The 16,632-nt window shown below is 67.7% G+C and carries 24 protein-coding genes; 1 reads left to right on the top strand and 23 read right to left on the bottom strand.

Annotated features, from left to right (window positions below; genetic code table 11):
• Nucleotides 1–8: 8 nt before the first annotated feature.
• From glmM to ACWDX6_RS16750, 4 genes are all read right to left on the bottom strand, one after another.
• The gene (gene glmM, locus ACWDX6_RS16765) at nt 9–1,367 is read right to left on the bottom strand and encodes a phosphoglucosamine mutase (RefSeq protein ID WP_451485653.1); all 1,359 of its coding nucleotides are present in this window, start codon (nt 1,365–1,367) and stop codon (nt 9–11) included.
• Nucleotides 1,368–1,540: 173 nt separating this feature from the next.
• The gene (rpsI, locus tag ACWDX6_RS16760) at nt 1,541–2,068 is read right to left on the bottom strand and encodes a 30S ribosomal protein S9 (protein ID WP_451485652.1); all 528 of its coding nucleotides are present in this window, start codon (nt 2,066–2,068) and stop codon (nt 1,541–1,543) included.
• A 44-nt stretch (nt 2,069–2,112) separates the two neighbouring features.
• Nucleotides 2,113–2,556 carry a 50S ribosomal protein L13 gene (rplM, locus tag ACWDX6_RS16755; RefSeq protein WP_189600870.1) on the bottom strand — a complete coding sequence of 148 codons (444 nt, stop codon included), beginning with the start codon at nt 2,554–2,556 and terminating at the stop codon, nt 2,113–2,115.
• Between the two features lie 227 nt (nt 2,557–2,783).
• The gene (locus tag ACWDX6_RS16750) at nt 2,784–4,406 is read right to left on the bottom strand and encodes an ABC-F family ATP-binding cassette domain-containing protein (RefSeq protein ID WP_451485651.1); all 1,623 of its coding nucleotides are present in this window, start codon (nt 4,404–4,406) and stop codon (nt 2,784–2,786) included.
• Between the two features lie 56 nt (nt 4,407–4,462).
• On the opposite strand from ACWDX6_RS16750, the gene ACWDX6_RS16745 reads away from it, so the two are divergent.
• Nucleotides 4,463–5,362, top strand: coding sequence for a hypothetical protein (locus tag ACWDX6_RS16745; RefSeq protein WP_451485650.1), 900 nt, complete (start codon nt 4,463–4,465; stop codon nt 5,360–5,362).
• Here ACWDX6_RS16745 and truA read toward each other — a convergent pair.
• The 19 genes from truA to rplX all read right to left on the bottom strand — a co-directional run bounded on the left by truA (nt 5,333) and on the right by rplX (nt 16,632).
• Nucleotides 5,333–6,190, bottom strand: a complete 858-nt coding sequence (gene truA, locus ACWDX6_RS16740) for a tRNA pseudouridine(38-40) synthase TruA (RefSeq protein WP_451485649.1) — start codon at nt 6,188–6,190, stop codon at nt 5,333–5,335. The two genes, ACWDX6_RS16745 and truA, sit on opposite strands and share 30 nt — an antisense overlap.
• An 89-nt stretch (nt 6,191–6,279) precedes the next feature.
• A complete protein-coding gene (rplQ, locus tag ACWDX6_RS16735) occupies nt 6,280–6,771 on the bottom strand; it encodes a 50S ribosomal protein L17 (protein ID WP_403287915.1) in 492 nt (163 codons plus the stop codon).
• An 80-nt stretch (nt 6,772–6,851) separates the two neighbouring features.
• Nucleotides 6,852–7,874: a DNA-directed RNA polymerase subunit alpha gene (locus ACWDX6_RS16730; RefSeq protein WP_003956430.1), complete on the bottom strand. Its 1,023-nt coding sequence runs from the start codon at nt 7,872–7,874 to the stop codon at nt 6,852–6,854.
• A 121-nt stretch (nt 7,875–7,995) separates the two neighbouring features.
• The gene (rpsK, locus tag ACWDX6_RS16725) at nt 7,996–8,400 is read right to left on the bottom strand and encodes a 30S ribosomal protein S11 (protein WP_003956432.1); all 405 of its coding nucleotides are present in this window, start codon (nt 8,398–8,400) and stop codon (nt 7,996–7,998) included.
• A gap of 66 nt (nt 8,401–8,466) precedes the next feature.
• A complete protein-coding gene (gene rpsM / locus ACWDX6_RS16720; protein WP_451485648.1) occupies nt 8,467–8,847 on the bottom strand; it encodes a 30S ribosomal protein S13 in 381 nt (126 codons plus the stop codon).
• Nucleotides 8,848–9,036: 189 nt separating this feature from the next.
• Nucleotides 9,037–9,150 carry a 50S ribosomal protein L36 gene (gene rpmJ / locus ACWDX6_RS16715; RefSeq protein ID WP_003956441.1) on the bottom strand — a complete coding sequence of 38 codons (114 nt, stop codon included), beginning with the start codon at nt 9,148–9,150 and terminating at the stop codon, nt 9,037–9,039.
• A 66-nt stretch (nt 9,151–9,216) separates the two neighbouring features.
• Nucleotides 9,217–9,438: a translation initiation factor IF-1 gene (infA, locus tag ACWDX6_RS16710; protein WP_003956442.1), complete on the bottom strand. Its 222-nt coding sequence runs from the start codon at nt 9,436–9,438 to the stop codon at nt 9,217–9,219.
• Between the two features lie 172 nt (nt 9,439–9,610).
• Nucleotides 9,611–10,447 carry a type I methionyl aminopeptidase gene (gene map, locus ACWDX6_RS16705; protein ID WP_356886085.1) on the bottom strand — a complete coding sequence of 279 codons (837 nt, stop codon included), beginning with the start codon at nt 10,445–10,447 and terminating at the stop codon, nt 9,611–9,613.
• A gap of 99 nt (nt 10,448–10,546) precedes the next feature.
• The gene (locus tag ACWDX6_RS16700) at nt 10,547–11,197 is read right to left on the bottom strand and encodes an adenylate kinase (RefSeq protein WP_451485647.1); all 651 of its coding nucleotides are present in this window, start codon (nt 11,195–11,197) and stop codon (nt 10,547–10,549) included.
• Nucleotides 11,197–12,516, bottom strand: a complete 1,320-nt coding sequence (secY, locus tag ACWDX6_RS16695; RefSeq protein WP_356886089.1) for a preprotein translocase subunit SecY — start codon at nt 12,514–12,516, stop codon at nt 11,197–11,199. The genes ACWDX6_RS16700 and secY overlap by 1 nt, the downstream gene beginning before the upstream one ends.
• A 213-nt stretch (nt 12,517–12,729) precedes the next feature.
• The gene (gene rplO / locus ACWDX6_RS16690; protein ID WP_403287911.1) at nt 12,730–13,185 is read right to left on the bottom strand and encodes a 50S ribosomal protein L15; all 456 of its coding nucleotides are present in this window, start codon (nt 13,183–13,185) and stop codon (nt 12,730–12,732) included.
• A gap of 1 nt (nt 13,186) precedes the next feature.
• Nucleotides 13,187–13,369, bottom strand: coding sequence for a 50S ribosomal protein L30 (gene rpmD / locus ACWDX6_RS16685; RefSeq protein ID WP_005313525.1), 183 nt, complete (start codon nt 13,367–13,369; stop codon nt 13,187–13,189).
• Nucleotides 13,369–13,971 (bottom strand): 30S ribosomal protein S5, encoded by a 603-nt coding sequence (gene rpsE / locus ACWDX6_RS16680; protein WP_030214033.1) that lies wholly within the window; start codon nt 13,969–13,971, stop codon nt 13,369–13,371. The genes rpmD and rpsE overlap by 1 nt, the downstream gene beginning before the upstream one ends.
• Nucleotides 13,972–14,016: 45 nt before the next feature.
• Complete coding sequence (rplR, locus tag ACWDX6_RS16675; RefSeq protein WP_351793016.1) at nt 14,017–14,400, bottom strand: 50S ribosomal protein L18; 384 nt, start codon at nt 14,398–14,400, stop codon at nt 14,017–14,019.
• A gap of 3 nt (nt 14,401–14,403) precedes the next feature.
• Complete coding sequence (gene rplF / locus ACWDX6_RS16670; RefSeq protein ID WP_451485646.1) at nt 14,404–14,943, bottom strand: 50S ribosomal protein L6; 540 nt, start codon at nt 14,941–14,943, stop codon at nt 14,404–14,406.
• Nucleotides 14,944–14,964: 21 nt separating this feature from the next.
• The gene (gene rpsH / locus ACWDX6_RS16665) at nt 14,965–15,363 is read right to left on the bottom strand and encodes a 30S ribosomal protein S8 (RefSeq protein ID WP_030209003.1); all 399 of its coding nucleotides are present in this window, start codon (nt 15,361–15,363) and stop codon (nt 14,965–14,967) included.
• 209 nt (nt 15,364–15,572) lie between these two features.
• The gene (locus ACWDX6_RS16660; RefSeq protein WP_003948630.1) at nt 15,573–15,758 is read right to left on the bottom strand and encodes a type Z 30S ribosomal protein S14; all 186 of its coding nucleotides are present in this window, start codon (nt 15,756–15,758) and stop codon (nt 15,573–15,575) included.
• A 5-nt stretch (nt 15,759–15,763) separates the two neighbouring features.
• Nucleotides 15,764–16,321 (bottom strand): 50S ribosomal protein L5, encoded by a 558-nt coding sequence (gene rplE, locus ACWDX6_RS16655; RefSeq protein WP_260229393.1) that lies wholly within the window; start codon nt 16,319–16,321, stop codon nt 15,764–15,766.
• A complete protein-coding gene (gene rplX / locus ACWDX6_RS16650; protein ID WP_158989426.1) occupies nt 16,321–16,632 on the bottom strand; it encodes a 50S ribosomal protein L24 in 312 nt (103 codons plus the stop codon). Before rplX ends, rplE begins: the two co-directional genes overlap by 1 nt.

Here is a 16,632-nt window from a genome sequence, read left to right as displayed (position 1 = left end):
GCCTGCGGTCAACCGAGCGCCGACTTCACCACGTCCGCCAGGCGGCCCGCCACCGCGCGGGCCTGCTCGATGTCGGCGGCCTCCACCATCACGCGTACGAGCGGCTCCGTACCGGAGGAACGCAGCAGTACGCGACCGGTGTCGCCCAGCTCCCGCTCGGCCTCGGTGACCGCGCCGGCCAGCTCCGCCGAGGTGGTCACCCGCGACTTGTCGACGTCGGGCACGTTGATGAGGACCTGCGGCAGCCGCTCCATCACGGAGGCCAGCTCCGCGAGCGACCTGCCCGTGGCCGCGACCCGGGCCGCCAGCATGAGACCGGTCAGCGTGCCGTCGCCGGTGGTCGCGTGGTCGAGCACGATCACATGGCCGGACTGCTCGCCGCCGAGCGCGTACCCGTGCTCCTTCATGGACTCCAGGACGTACCGGTCGCCGACCGCCGTCTGGACCACCCGCAGCCCCTCCCGTTCCATGGCGAGTTTGAAGCCGAGGTTGGACATCACGGTCCCGACGACGGTGTCGCCGCGCAGGGTGCCCGCCTCGCGCATGGCGAGCGCGAGCACCGCGAGGATCTGGTCGCCGTCGACCTCGTGACCGGCCGCGTCGACCGCGAGGCAGCGGTCCGCGTCGCCGTCGTGGGCGATGCCGAAGTCCGCGCCGTGCTCGACGACGGCGGCCTTGAGCAGCTCCAGGTGGGTCGAGCCGCAGCCGTCGTTGATGTTGAGGCCGTCCGGGGCGGTGCCGATCGTGACGACCTCGGCGCCCGCCCGCGAGAACGCCTCGGGCGACACGCGCGCCGCGGCGCCGTGCGCCTCGTCGAGGACGACCTTCAGTCCGTCGAGCCGGTTGGGCAGGACGGCGATGAGGTGGGCGACGTACTTGTCGAAGCCCTCGTCGTAGTCACGGACCCGTCCGACGCCCGCGCCGGTCGGCCGCTCCCACGGGGCGCCGGTGCGGTGCTCCTCGTAGAGGGACTCGATCCGGTCCTCCAGCTCGTCCGCGAGCTTGTGGCCGCCGCGGGCGAAGAACTTGATGCCGTTGTCCGGCATGGCGTTGTGGCTCGCGGAGAGCATCACGCCGAGGTCGGCGCCGAGCGCTCCGGTGAGATAGGCCACGGCGGGGGTGGGCAGCACGCCGACGCGCAGCACGTCCACACCCGCGCTCGCGAGGCCCGCCACGACGGCGGCCTCCAGGAACTCTCCCGACGCACGCGGGTCCCGCCCGACCACCGCGGTCGGCCGATGGCCTGCGAAGGTTCCCGCCTCGGCGAGCACATGCGCCGCGGCGACCGACAGGCCGAGCGCGAGCTCCGCCGTCAGATCCGCGTTGGCAACACCGCGCACGCCGTCCGTGCCGAAGAGTCGTCCCACAACTGTCCTCCGAAACTGCTCAGAAAATGCGATCCCGTGCAGATCCTCTGACCGGCTGATGCCTGTTTCGATGCCGATGCCGCCCAGAAGTGCCCAAGGTGATGAAAAAACGTACGCCCCGGCGGCACGGACAGTGCCGCCGGGGCGTACGTACAAGCAGACCGAGCAGGCGATTAGCGCTTGCTGTACTGCGGGGCCTTGCGAGCCTTCTTGAGACCGGCCTTCTTGCGCTCGACCGCACGGTCGTCGCGGGAGAGGAAGCCGGCCTTCTTCAGCGGGCCGCGGTTGTTCTCCACGTCCGCCTCGTTCAGCGCGCGGGCCACGCCGAGGCGCAGGGCGCCGGCCTGGCCGGAGACGCCGCCACCCGAGATGCGGGCGATGACGTCGTAGCGGTTGTCGAGCTCGAGCACCTTGAAGGGCTCGTTGACTTCCTGCTGGTGCACCTTGTTCGGGAAGTAGTCCTCGAGGGTGCGACCGTTGATCTTCCACTTGCCGGTGCCCGGAACGATCCGGACGCGGGCGATGGCGTTCTTGCGACGGCCCAGGCCGGCGGCCGGCTGGGGGTCGCCGAAGCGGGAAGCCAGGGACTCGGTGGTGTACTCGCCCTCGACGGGGACCTCGGACTCGAAGGTGGTGACCTCCGCGTAGGTCTCCTCGCCCTCAACGCCCTCGACGGGGGTCTCAACAGTGGTCTCGGCCACGATTCTCCTCAGATTTCTTTCGTTCTTAGGGGGTGTGGCCGGAACTACTGCGCGACCTGGGTGATCTCGAACGGGACCGGCTGCTGGGCAGCGTGCGGGTGGTTCTCACCCGCGTAGACCTTCAGCTTCGAGAGCATCTGACGGCCCAGGGAGTTCTTGGGGATCATGCCCTTGATGGCCTTCTCGACGGCCTTCTCGGGGTTCTTCTCCAGCAGCTCGTCGTAACGGACGGAGCGCAGACCGCCCGGGAAACCGGAGTGGCGGTACGCCAGCTTCTGGGTCTTCTTGTTGCCGGACAGGTGGACCTTGTCAGCGTTGATGATGATGACGAAGTCGCCCATGTCCATGTGCGGGGCGTAGATCGGCTTGTGCTTGCCTCGCAGGAGGTTCGCAGCCGTGGTCGCCAGACGGCCCAGGACAACGTCCTGCGCGTCGATGATGTGCCACTGGCGAGTGACATCGCCGGGCTTGGGGCTGTACGTACGCACTTCGTAGCCTTCGCTTCTTCAGTGGATGGAGTCCAGACACACCTGAAGCGATCATGCAGCTGGGGCCTGCACTGCCGGGAACACCGCCCGTATGCAAACCACTGGTAACTGCTCCAGGGAACCTGCGTACGGGCCCTTCGCGCGAGAGCGACGAAGCCAATACGCATAACAAACCGCAACAGTACCCGCGCCGCCCCCGACGGGTCAAAACGCCGCGAGACACCAGGTCAGCGCGCCCGCTCGACCCTGCGCTCGTCCCAGACCGGCTCGCTCGTCTCCCGTACGACGCCGTCCGAGCCGAAGACCAGGTACCGGTCGAAGGTCTTCGCGAACCAGCGGTCGTGCGTGACCGCCAGGACCGTGCCGTCGTACGTCTCCAGGCCGTCCTGGAGGGCCTCCGCCGACTCCAGGTCGAGGTTGTCCGTCGGCTCGTCGAGCAGCAGGGCCGTCGTCCCCGACAGCTCCAGGAGCAGGATCTGGAAGCGGGCCTGCTGGCCGCCGGAGAGCTTCTCGAACGGCTGGTCGCCCTGGCCCTCCAGTTCGTAGCGGCGCAGGACCGACATGGCGCCGCCCCGGTCCTTGGCGTGCTCCGACCAGAGGATGTCCACCAGGGACCTCCCCTGGAGCTCCGGGTGCGCGTGGGTCTGGGCGAAGTGGCCCGGCACGACCCGCGCGCCGAGCTTCCACGTCCCCGTGTGCGCCACCGACGGGTCGCCGGCGAGCAGCCGCAGGAAGTGCGATTTACCCGACCCGTTCGAGCCCAGGACGGCGACCCGCTCGCCGTAGAAGATTTCCAGCGAGAACGGCTTCATCAGACCGGTCAGCTCAAGATTCTCGCAGGTCACCGCCCGCACACCGGTACGGCCGCCGCGCAGCCGCATCCGGATGTCCTGCTCGCGCGGCGGCTCGGGCGGCGGTCCGGCCTCCTCGAACTTCCGCAGCCGCGTCTGCGCGGCCGCGTACCGGGACGCCATCTCATGGCTGACCGCCGCCGCCTGCCGCAGGTTGACCACCAGCTTCTTCAGCTGGGCGTGCTTCTCCTCCCAGCGCCGCTTGAGCTCCTCGAAGCGGGCGAACCGCTCCCGCCGCGCCTCGTGGAAGGTCTCGAAGCCGCCGCCGTGCACCCAGACGTCGGACCCGGCCGGGCCCGGCTCGACCGCGACGATCTTCTGGGCGGCGCGGGCGAGGAGCTCCCGGTCGTGGGAGATGAAGAGCACGGTCTTACGGGTCTCCCGCAGCCGCTCCTCCAGCCACCGCTTGCCGGGGACGTCGAGGTAGTTGTCCGGCTCGTCGAGCAGCAGCACCTCGTCGGTGCCCCGCAGCAGCGACTCCAGGACCAGCCGCTTCTGCTCACCGCCGCTGAGCGTGCGCACCTCGCGGAACTGCGCCTTCTCGTACGGGACGCCCAAGGCCGCCATCGTGCACATGTCCCAGAGCGTCTCGGCCTCGTACCCCTGGACCTCGGCCCAGTCGCTGAGGGCCTGCGCGTACCTCATCTGCGCGGCCTCGTCGTCGACCGTCATGATCAGATGCTCGGCCTCGTCGACCGCCTTCGCGGCCTCGCGGATCCGGGGCTGGGCGACGGAGACGAGCAGGTCGCGGACCGTACGCTCGTCGCGCACCGAGCCGACGAACTGCGGCATCACCCCGAGGCCGCCGCTGACGGTGACCGTGCCGCCGTGCGGCTGGAGCTCGCCGGCGATCATCCGCAGCAGCGTCGTCTTCCCGGCGCCGTTGGCCCCGACCAGGGCGACCACCGCGCCCTCCCCCACCCGGAAGGAGGCGTCGGCGAGGAGCACCCTCCCGTCCGGAAGGTAGTACTCCAGATGCGCGGCCTCGACATGTCCCATGAGGTGCATTGTCGCCGCCGACGCCCCCGTCTCCCAACCGGATTAGGATGCGCGGCATGAGCTTTGGGGGACCCCGGTGGCCGCAGGAGCCGCAGCAGCACGGCGCGCAGCCGTACGGACAGCAGCAGCCCGACCCGTTTCCCGGCGCGCACGCGCCGGACACGCCGGACTGGAGCGCGCTCGCGGAAGCCTCCGCGGCCCGTAGCCGCCGCAAGCGCCGGATGATCCTCGGCGGCGGCGCGCTCGCCGTCCTCGTGGTCGGCGCGATCGTCGCCACCGCGATCGTGAGCGGCGGCGGGAGCGACGACACGGCCAAGAACGGCTCGGTCACGCCGACCGGCTCCGCCACGCCCGACGACTCCCTCACCCCCACCCCGACGTTCTCCTCCGTGGCGCCGCCGCCCCCGCCCGACCCCAAGGACTTCATCTCCAATGAGGCGAAGGACAAGGCGCCGCTCAGCGCCGAGGGCCTCTTCCCGGGCAAGAAGCTGACCATGAGCGGCCGCGCCTACAAGAAGGGCGCGACCTCGTCGACGACCGCCTGCGCGAACGTCGCGCAGGGCCCCCTCGGCTCGATCCTGGAGAAGAACGGCTGCGACCGGGTGCTGCGCGCCACGTACGTGAGGGACGGGGTCGCCGTCACCGTCGGCGTGGCCGTCTTCTCCACCGAGGCCGAGGCGCTGAAGGCGAAGCAGCAGGCCAAGGGCGGTATCGCCCCGCTGGCCGGCTCGGGTGTGGCCGACTTCTGCCGCGCGACGGTCTGTCTGCGCCGTTCGAACTCGATCGGCCGGTACGCGTACTTCACCCAGGCGGGCTTCACGAACGGCAAGAAGGTCACCGAGGCGGAGGAGGCCGTCTACCAGGTCAGCGACGACCTCGGCGCCTTCGCCTTCAACCAGATCTACGCCCGCGGCCGCGCCCAGGCCTCAGCAGCAGCCGGAGCTCCCGGGGAGTGACCGCTTGTTCCTGGCTTCCAGATTGCGGGCGGCCAGGAGCTCGTCGGCCGGGTAGCCGACCTCTTCGAGGGTGAGGCCGTGCGGGCGGACGACATGCACGGCCGAGTCCCGTACCCCCGCCGCCAGGACCTTCGCCGGCCAGTCGACCGGCCGGTGTCCGTCACCGACGAACAGCAGCGCGCCGACCAGCGAGCGGACCATGTTGTGGCAGAAGGCGTCCGCCTTGACGGTGGCCTCCAGGATGCCCCCGGGCCGCCGCTCCCAGCGCAGCTCCTGGAGCGTCCGGATGGTGGTGGCGCCGTCGCGCTTCTTGCAGTAGGCGGCGAAGTCGTGCTCGCCGACGAGACGCTCGGCCGCGGCGTTCATCGCGTCCATGTCGAGGGCCCAGTCGTGCCACAGGACATGGCCGCGCAGGAGCGGGTCGACGCCGCCGGGGTTGTCGGTGACGCGGTAGGCGTAGCGGCGCCAGACGGCGGAGAAGCGGGCGTTGAAGCCGCTGGGGGCCTCGGTCAGCCGCCAGACGCGTACGTCGTGCGAGAGGCGCCCGGCGAGCCGCCGCAGCAGCTTGTCCCGGTGCTCGGCCCACAGCTCGACGGGCAGATCGACGTGGGCCACCTGGCCGCGGGCGTGCACCCCGGCGTCGGTGCGGCCCGCGACGGTCAGCTCGTACGTCTCCTTGGAGCGGGTCACGGTCTTCAGGGCGTCCTCGATGTCGCCCTGGACGGTCCGCTGGCCGCGGGCCTGCTTGGCCCAGCCGGAGAAGTCCCTGCCGTCGTAGGACAGGTCGAGCCGGATGCGTACGAATCCGGGCTGCACGTCGTCGCTCACGCGCTGATTCCTCTCAAAACCTCTGCGTACGGGAGCGGGCCCGTACCCCCAGGGGTACGGGCCCGCCCACGAGAAAAACGGAAGAACGCTTACGCGTCCTTCGCCTCCTCGGCCGGAGCCTCGGTGGCGTCCTCGGCCTTGGTCTCCTCGACCTTGGCCTCGTCCTCCTTGACCGCACGCTTGGTGGCGGCCTCGGCCTCGGCGACGGTCGCCTTCTTGGCGATCTCACCCTCGACCAGCTCGATCACGGCCATCGGGGCGTTGTCGCCACGACGGTTGCCGATCTTGGTGATACGGGTGTAGCCACCGGGACGCTCGGAGTAGCGCGGCGCGATCTCGGTGAAGAGGGTGTGGACGACGCCCTTGTCGGTGATCGTCTGCAGCACCAGGCGACGGTTGTGGATGTCGCCCTTCTTCGCCTTGGTGATCAGGCGCTCGGCGACCGGACGCAGGCGGCGGGCCTTGGCCTCGGTCGTCGTGATGCGGCCGTGCTCGAAGAGCGACTTCGCCAGGTTGGCGAGGAGCAGCTTCTCGTGCGCGGCGCTGCCGCCCAGACGGGCACCCTTGGCGGGCTTCGGCATGGTGTTTCTCCTTGTGATCTGCCCCGGCCGTATCAGGTACCGGGGTCAGGGCCCCGCAGGCGGTCGCCTACGGGCAGCGATCAGTACTGCTCGGTCTCGACGAAGCCCGCGTCCGCGTCGTCGTCGGCGCCGAAGGCGTCGGCGGCGGCGGTCGGGTCGAATCCGGGCGGGCTGTCCTTGAGGGCCAGGCCCATGCCGGCCAGCTTCGCCTTGACCTCGTCGATCGACTTCGCACCGAAGTTGCGGATGTCGAGCAGGTCGGCCTCGGAGCGCGCCACGAGCTCACCCACGGAGTGGATGCCCTCACGCTTGAGGCAGTTGTACGAACGAACGGTGAGCTCGAGCTCCTCGATCGGCAGCGCCAGGTCGGCGGCGAGGGCGGCGTCCGTCGGGGACGGGCCCATGTCGATGCCCTCGGCGTCGATGTTGAGCTCGCGCGCCAGACCGAACAGCTCGACCAGGGTCTTGCCGGCGGACGCCATGGCGTCACGCGGGCGCATGGCCTGCTTGGTCTCGACGTCGACGATCAGCTTGTCGAAGTCGGTGCGCTGCTCGACACGGGTCGCCTCGACCTTGTACGTGACCTTGAGCACCGGCGAGTAGATGGAGTCGACCGGGATACGGCCGATCTCCTGGCCCACCTGCTTGTTCTGCACGGCGGAGACGTAGCCGCGACCGCGCTCGACGGTCAGCTCCATCTCCAGCTTGCCCTTGCCGTTGAGCGTGGCGAGCACCAGGTCGGGGTTGTGCACCTCGACACCGGCCGGCGGGGCGATGTCGGCAGCGGTGACCAGGCCGGGGCCCTGCTTGCGCAGGTACATCACGACCGGCTCGTCGTGCTCCGAGGAAACGACCAGCTGCTTGATGTTCAGGATGAGGTCGGTGACGTCCTCCTTGACGCCCGGCACGGTGGTGAACTCGTGCAGGACACCGTCGATACGGATGGACGTGACGGCCGCACCCGGGATCGAGGAGAGGAGCGTACGACGGAGGCTGTTGCCGAGCGTGTAGCCGAAGCCCGGCTCCAGGGGCTCGATGACGAACCGCGAGCGGTACTCGTCGACGACCTCTTCGGTCAGCGAGGGACGCTGAGCGATCAGCATGATGTGAATCCTTCAGTCATGGACACCCACTATTTGATGTCCCGAGGTACTGCAAGGGTACGGGCGGCACGCCTCCGAAGAGCCGTACCGCCCAGTCCCTCGGACCGTTGCCGGTCGTGCGTCAGACGCGACGACGCTTCGGCGGACGGCAGCCGTTGTGCGGCGTGGGGGTGACGTCCTGGATCGAACCGACCTCGAGGCCCGTGGCCTGGAGGGAGCGGATCGCGGTCTCGCGGCCGGAGCCCGGCCCCTTGACGAAGACGTCGACCTTGCGCATGCCGTGCTCCTGCGCGCGGCGAGCGGCCGACTCGGCGGCCATCTGCGCGGCGAACGGAGTCGACTTGCGCGAGCCCTTGAAGCCGACGTGGCCGGCGGAGGCCCAGGAGATCACGTTGCCCGAGGGGTCCGTGATCGAGACGATCGTGTTGTTGAACGTGCTCTTGATGTGCGCGTGGCCGTGAGCGACGTTCTTCTTTTCCTTGCGGCGCACCTTCTTGGCAGCGCCCTGACGACCCTTGGGGGGCATCTATATCTCCTACGGGAGGTGGTCGGTCCTACAGCGAAGACCGTGTGGTCAAGCGTCCGCTGAGGACTACTTCTTGCCCGGCTTCTTCTTGCCGGCGATGGCGCGACGCGGGCCCTTGCGGGTACGGGCGTTCGTGCTGGTGCGCTGACCGTGCACCGGGAGGCCGCGACGGTGGCGGATACCCTGGTAGCAGCCGATCTCGATCTTGCGGCGGATGTCGCCCTGGATCTCGCGGCGGAGGTCACCCTCGGTGCGGAGGTTGGCGTCCACGTACTCGCGGATCTTGACCAGGTCCTCTTCGGCCAGGTCACGAACGCGGGTGTTCGGGTTCACGCCGGTGGAGTCGAGGATCTCCTTGGACCGGGTGCGCCCGATACCGAAGACGTAGGTGAGTGCGATCTCCACACGCTTTTCACGCGGGATGTCAACACCGGAAACGCGTGCCATTCAATGGCTCCTGTGTGTTCGGGGGTCTTCCGCAAAGCCACTCCCGCCACGCCGTATGAGGTACGGAACGGGTCCCCGGCCCCCGCCGGAGGTGCCGTCAGCCGTGGAACACGGCCCGACGGGCTCTGCGTATGTACGTTTGCTTGCGTCGCGCGAAGAACTGCGGAGGTGCAGGTCGGTCGGCGTGCGTCAGCCCTGGCGCTGCTTGTGGCGCAGGTTGTCGCAGATGACCATGACCCGGCCGTGACGGCGGATCACCTTGCACTTGTCGCAGATCTTCTTGACGCTCGGCTTGACCTTCATGGGATGTGAGGTTCTCCGGGTCAGTGCCACCACCCGCGCACGGAAGATGCGGGGTGCGGGCAAGATCTACTTGTACCGGTAGACGATCCGGCCACGCGTCAGGTCGTACGGAGAGAGCTCCACCACGACCCGGTCGTCCGGAAGGATTCGGATGTAGTGCATCCGCATCTTGCCGGAGATGTGCGCGAGGACCTTGTGACCGTTCTGGAGCTCCACCTTGAACATGGCGTTCGGGAGGGACTCGATCACGGTGCCCTCGATTTCGATGGCACCTTGCTTCTTGGCCACGCTTCGCCTTTCGAATCGGCTACCTTGATCGACTCCCGCCCCCGTATGCGGACACACGGGTACACGAGAGCCGACGCATCAGTCTACGCCAGGCCCTTGGAAAAGACGAATCCGGGAAGTCTGCCCACCCGGGAAGATCCCTACGCAAGAAGCGGCGCGGCGGTTCGGGCCGCTATGCCAGGGGATCGGGCGCCGCGGTGACGCCCAGCTCCGCCAGCTTCGCCTTGCCGCCGTCGGGGGCCGTCAGGACCAGCGGTCCGTCCTCCGTGAGGGCCACGGAGTGCTCCCAGTGGGAGGACCAGGTGCCGTCGGTCGTGATGACCGTCCAGTCGTCCGCCAGGACCTCCGTACGGGGCGTGCCCAGCGAGACCATCGGCTCGATCGCCAGGCAGAAGCCGGGGACCAGCTTCGGGCCCTTGCCGCGCTTGCGCGAGACGTAGTTCAGCAGGTGCGGGTCCATGTGCATCTCGGTGCCGATGCCGTGGCCGCCGTAGTCCTCGACGATGCCGTACTTGCCGCCGCCCGGCTTCGGCTGGCGGCGGATGTACGTCTCGATCGCGCGCGAGATGTCCACCAGCCGGTTACCGTTCTTCATCGCGGCGATGCCGGCCCACATCGACTCCTCGGTCACCCGCGAGAGCTCGATCAGCTCCGGGGCGTGCCCCGTGCCCACGAACGCCGTGTACGCCGCGTCGCCGTGCCAGCCGTCGATGATCGCGCCGCAGTCGATGGAGATGATGTCCCCGTCCTTGAGGACCGTCTTCTCGTCCGGGATGCCGTGGACGACGACCTCGTTCACCGAGGTGCAGATCGTCGCGGGGAAGCCGCCGTACCCGAGGAAGTTCGACTTCGCCCCGTGGTCGGCGATCACCTTCCGCGCGACCTCGTCCAGGTCCTTCGTCGTGGCGCCCGGCACGGCCGCCTCACGGGTCGCCGCATGGATGGCGGCGACGACCAGCCCCGCCTCGCGCATCTTCGCGATCTGCTCGGGGGTCTTGATCTGCACCATCGTGGCCGGGGCCTTTCCATCGAGTACGGGAGACAGAACAACGATACGGCCGCGGCGCCCCCGAGGGGCACCGCGGCCGTATCGCACGAACCGTGTGGGTCAGCTCTTCTTCAGCGCCGCCATCGCGCGACCGGTGACCTCGTCCACCTTGCCGAGCGCCGAGATCGTCACGACCAGGTTCTGCGCCCGGTAGTAGTCGATGATCGGCTCGGTCTGCGTGTGGTAGACCTCCAGGCGCCGGCGGACGGTCTCCTCGGAGTCGTCGTCGCGCTGGTAGAGCTCGCCGCCGCACACGTCACACACGCCCTCCGCCTTCGGCGGGGTGTACGTCACGTGGAAGACGTGCGCGCTGTCGTTGCGGCAGATGCGGCGACCCGCGATCCGCTTCACGACCTCGTCCTCGGGGACCTCCAGGTCCAGGACCGCGTCCAGCTGCATGTCCTCGGCCTTGAGAACCACGTCCAGCGCCTCGGCCTGGGCCACGTTGCGCGGGAAGCCGTCGAGCAGGAAGCCGTTCGCGGCGTCCGGCTGCTCCATGCGGTCCTTGGCCATGCCGATGGTCACCTCGTCGGGTACCAGGTCACCGGCGTCCATGAACGCCTTCGCCTTCAGACCCAGCTCCGTGCCCTGACTGATGTTGGCGCGGAACAGGTCACCCGTGGAGATGTGCGGGATGTCCAGGTTCTTGGCAAGGAACGCGGCCTGCGTACCCTTGCCGGCCCCGGGCGGTCCGACGAGGACGATTCGCATCAGCGGAGGAACCCTTCGTAATTGCGCTGCTGGAGCTGGCTCTCGATCTGCTTCACGGTCTCCAGCCCCACACCCACGATGATGAGGATGCTCGTCCCGCCGAAGGGGAAGTTGGCATTGGCACCGCCGAAGCCCGCCAACGCCATCGTCGGCACAAGAGCGATCAGACCCAGATACAGCGAGCCCGGCCAAGTGATCCGGTTGAGCACGAAGCTCAGATACTCGGCAGTAGGTCGACCAGCCCGGATACCCGGGATGAAGCCACCATACTTCTTCATGTTGTCCGCGACTTCCTCGGGGTTGAACGAGATCGCCACGTAGAAGAAGGCGAAGAACACGATCAGGAGGAAGTACGTGGCGATGTAGTAGGGGTGGTCGCCCTTGACGAAGTGGGCTTCGATCCAGGTCTTCCAGCCCGCGGTCGAGCTGGAGAACTGAGCGATCAAGGCCGGGATGTAGAGCAGCGACGAGGCGAAGATGACGGGAATCACACCCGCCTGGTTCACCTTGAGCGGGATATAAGTGGACGTTCCGCCGTAGGACCTGCGGCCGATCATCCGCTTCGCGTACTGCACCGGGATCCGGCGCTGGGCCTGCTCGACGAAGACGACGAGGGCCACCATCACGAATCCGATCAGGATGACGGTGCCGAACTCGATCCAGCCCTTGGCGAGCTTGCCGCTCTCCTTGATGGCCCACAGGGCGCCCGGGAAGCCGGCGGCGATCGAGATGAACATCAGGATCGACATGCCGTTGCCGATGCCGCGGTCGGTGATGAGCTCACCGAGCCACATGACGACGGCGGTACCGGCGGTCATCGTGATGACCATGGTCACGGTCACGAAGATGGACTGGTCGGGAACAACCTGGTTGGCCACCGTGCAGCCGCTGAAGAGCGCACCCGTGCGAGCGGTCGCCACGAGTCCGGTGCCCTGGAGGATGGCGAGCGCGATCGTCAGGTAACGCGTGTACTGAGTGATCTTCGCCGTGCCGGACTGCCCCTCCTTCTTCAGGGCTTCCAGACGTGGGATCACGACGGTCAGCAGCTGCAGGATGATGCTCGCCGTGATGTACGGCATGATGCCGAGCGCGAAGATGGTGATCTGCAGCAGCGCCCCGCCACTGAACATGTTCACCAGGCCGAACAGGGAGTTGTTCCCCTGGCTCGCCTGGTCGACACACTGCTGGACGGCCTCGTAGCTGACGCCGGGCACGGGGATGTGCGCCCCGAGCCGGTACAGCACGATGATGCCGAGCGTGAAGAGCAGCTTCTTGCGCAGGTCGGGCGTCTTGAACGCCCGGGCGAACGCGGTGAGCACGGTGCCTCCTGCGACCCCCGCGCCATGCGCATGAGGTGACGGTCTTGAGGTTCGACGAATAGGTAACGGTCACGAAAACCGTGCGGGCATACCGCACGGAGCCTAGACAGTGCACGCCACCTTACCGGCGAGTGTGCCCCCCTAGGAACGACCAACCGGGGATGCCCCTTTTGGGAGGCATCCCCGGTCGGATGTTCAGGCCATCGAGTCGTCTCAGACGAGCTCGGTGACGGTGCCGCCGGCAGCGGCGATCTTCTCCTTGGCGGAGCCGGAGACGGCGTCGACCGTCACCTGCAGCGCCACGGAGATCTCGCCGGTGCCGAGCACCTTGACGAGCTGGTTCTTACGAACCGCACCCTTGGCGACCAGATCGGCCACCGTGACCTCGCCACCCTGCGGGTAGAGCGCGGCCAGCTTGTCCAGGTTCACGACCTGGTACTCGGTGCGGAACGGGTTCTTGAAGCCCTTGAGCTTCGGGAGACGCATGTGGAGGGGCATCTGCCCACCCTCGAAGCGCTCCGGAACCTGGTAACGGGCCTTCGTGCCCTTGGTACCACGACCGGCCGTCTTACCCTTCGACGCCTCACCACGACCGACACGGGTCTTGGCGGTCTTGGCGCCCGGGGCGGGACGGAGGTTGTGGACCTTCAGCGGGTTGTTCTCCGCCATGTCAGTCGACCTCCTCGACCGTCACGAGGTGGCGGACGGTGTGAACCATTCCGCGGAACTCGGGGCGGTCCTCCTTGACGACCACGTCGTTCAGGCGCTTGAGCCCGAGCGAACGCAGAGTGTCGCGGTGGTTCTGCTTGCTGCCGATGTACGACTTCGTCTGCGTGATCTTGAGGCGAGCCATTACGCACCCGCCCCAGCACGTGCACGGAGCAGAGCCGCGGGGGCGACGTCCTCGAGGGGCAGACCGCGGCGGGCCGCGATCTCCTCGGGACGCTGCAGGCCCTTGAGGGCCGCCACGGTCGCGTGCACGATGTTGATCGCGTTGGACGAGCCGAGCGACTTCGACAGGATGTCGTGAACGCCGGCGCACTCCAGAACGGCGCGCACCGGGCCACCGGCGATAACACCGGTACCGGGGGAAGCCGGCTTCAGGAGCACGACGCCCGCGGCACGCTCGCCCGTGATCGGGTGAGGGATGGTGCCCTGGATGCGCGGAACCTTGAAGAAGTTCTTCTTGGCTTCCTCGACACCCTTGGCGATGGCCGCGGGAACTTCCTTGGCCTTGCCGTAACCGACACCTACGGTGCCGTCACCGTCGCCCACCACGACCAGCGCGGTGAAGCTGAAGCGACGACCACCCTTGACAACCTTGGCGACGCGGTTGATCGCGACAACGCGCTCAACGTACGCGGTCTTCTCGGCGGCAGCGCCACCGTCGCGGCCCTTCCGGTCCCGCCGCTCGCCGCCACCGGCACCGCTTCCGCGGCGCTGGGGTCCAGCCATTGGATTACCTCTCTCTGTTACGTCCGTTAGTCCCGGAACCGGGGCTTAGAACTTCAGCCCGGCTTCGCGGGCGGCGTCAGCCAGAGCGGCAATGCGCCCGGCGTACCTGTTGCCACCACGGTCGAACACGACAGTCTCGACACCCGCGGCCTTGGCGCGCTCGGCGACGAGAGCGCCGACCTGCTTGGCCTGCGCCGACTTGTCACCCTCACCGCCGCGGATCGACGCGTCCAGGTTCGACGCGGACGCAAGGGTGTGACCCTTGAGGTCGTCGATGACCTGAGCGGTGATACCGCGGTTGGAACGCGTCACGACGAGGCGCGGACGCTCCGCCGTACCCGACACGTTCTTGCGGATGCGAATGTGACGGCGGGCCTTGGCCGCGCGCTTGTAAGCGTCGCCCTTGGCGATCTTCACACCGTATGCCATGGCTTACTTACCAGCCTTTCCGACCTTGCGGCGGATGACCTCGCCGGCGTACTTGACGCCCTTGGCCTTGTACGGGTCGGGCTTCCGCAGCTTGCGGATGTTCGCCGCGACCTCGCCGACCTTCTGCTTGTCGATGCCCTCGACCGAGAACTTGGTCGGCGACTCGACCTTGAAGGAGATGCCCTCGGGCGCCTCCACCAGGATCGGGTGGCTGTAGCCGAGCTGGAACTCCAGGCTGGAGCCCTTCGCGGCCACGCGGTAACCGACACCGCTGATCTCGAGCGCCTTCACGTAACCCTGGGTCACACCGGTGATCATGTTGGCCACCAGCGTGCGGGACAGGCCGTGAAGGGCCTTGTTCTGACGCTCGTCGTTGGGACGGGTGACGTTGAGAACGCCGTCCTCACCCTTGACGATCTCGATCGGCGCGGCAACGGTGTGGCTCAGGGTGCCCTTGGAACCCTTCACCGTGACCGAGCGGCCCTCGATGGTGACGTCCACGCCGGCGGGAACCTGGATAGGCAGCTTGCCAATACGCGACATTAGCTATTCCTCCGTTCCCGACTACCAGACGTAGGCGAGGACTTCCCCACCTACGCCCTTCTTGCCTGCCTGCTGGCCGGTCAGGAGACCGTGGGACGTGGAGATGATCGCCACGCCCAGGCCGCCGAGGACCTTCGGCAGGTTGGTGGACTTCGCGTAAACCCGGAGGCCCGGCTTCGAGATCCGCTTGATGCCCGCGATGGAGCGCTCACGGTTCGGACCGAACTTGAGCTCGAGGACGAGGTTCTTGCCGACTTCGGCGTCCTCGACCTTCCAGCCCGTGATGAAGCCCTCCTGCTGGAGGATTTCCGCGATGTGAGACTTGATCTTGCTGTGCGGCATCGTCACGGTGTCGTGGTATGCCGAGTTCGCGTTACGCAGACGCGTGAGCATGTCTGCGATCGGATCAGTCATGGTCATGAATTGGCCTTCGGCCTCTCTCGCCGGGGTTTCCAGTGCGCCATCCCTCTCCCCACACAGGGGCGGGACGGGTGCGGCGCGGGGACCTACGGCGTAGTAAGTCGTACGGGCGGCAGACGCCCAACCCTCCTAGCCTAAGCCATGGAGAGGTGGGCCTCCGCCAACCCTCTGCTTACCGAGAGACTCCGGTTATCCCGTGATTACGGGGATTACCAGGAGCTCTTGGTCACGCCCGGCAGCTCGCCACGGTGAGCCATCTCACGAAGGCACACGCGGCACAGGCCGAACTTGCGGTACACGGAGTGGGGACGACCACAGCGCTGGCAGCGCGTGTAGCCGCGCACGCCGAACTTGGGCTTGCGGGCAGCCTTCGCGATGAGAGCCTTCTTCGCCATCTCGCTTACGCCTCCTTGAACGGGAAGCCGAGGTGACGGAGAAGGGCACGGCCCTCAGCGTCGTTGGTCGCCGTGGTGACCACGGTGATGTCCATACCCCGGACACGGTCGATCTTGTCCTGGTCGATCTCGTGGAACATGACCTGCTCCGTGAGACCGAAGGTGTAGTTGCCACGCCCGTCGAACTGCTTGGGGGACAGACCACGGAAGTCGCGGATGCGCGGAAGCGCGAGCGACAGGGTGCGGTCGAGGAACTCCCACATGCGGTCGCCACGGAGGGTGACGTGCGCACCGATCGGCTGGCCCTCACGCAGCTTGAACTGCGCGATGGACTTGCGAGCCTTGGTGACGGCCGGCTTCTGGCCGGTGATCGTGGTGAGGTCGCGGATGGCGCCCTCGATCAGCTTGGAGTCGCGGGCGGCGTCGCCCACACCCATGTTGACCACGACCTTGACGAGGCCGGGGATCTGCATGACGTTCTCGTACGAGAACTCCTCACGCAGCTTGCCCGCGATCTCCTCGCGGTACTTCGTCTTGAGACGCGGAGTGGTGGTGGTAGCCATCAGATGTCCTCACCCGTCCGCTTGGCAACGCGGATCTTGTTGCCCTCGTCGTCGAAGCGGTAACCGACGCGCGTGACGACCTTGTTGCCGTCCTTCTCAACGACCAGCTGGACGTTGGAGACGTGGACAGGCGCCTCGGTCGTGACGATGCCACCGGCCTGCGAGGGGCCGGCCTTGGTGTGCTTCTTGACCCGGTTGACACCCTCGACCAGGACACGGTCCTCACGGGGGAAGGCCGCGATGACCTTGCCCTGCTTGCCCTTGTCCTTACCGGTGATGACCTGGACCAGGTCGCCCTTCTTGATCTTCAT

The organism is Streptomyces sp. NPDC003027 (assembly GCF_053591435.1).
Note: the sequence above shows the minus strand (reverse complement) of the source record. Positions and strands in the feature narration are given on the sequence as shown.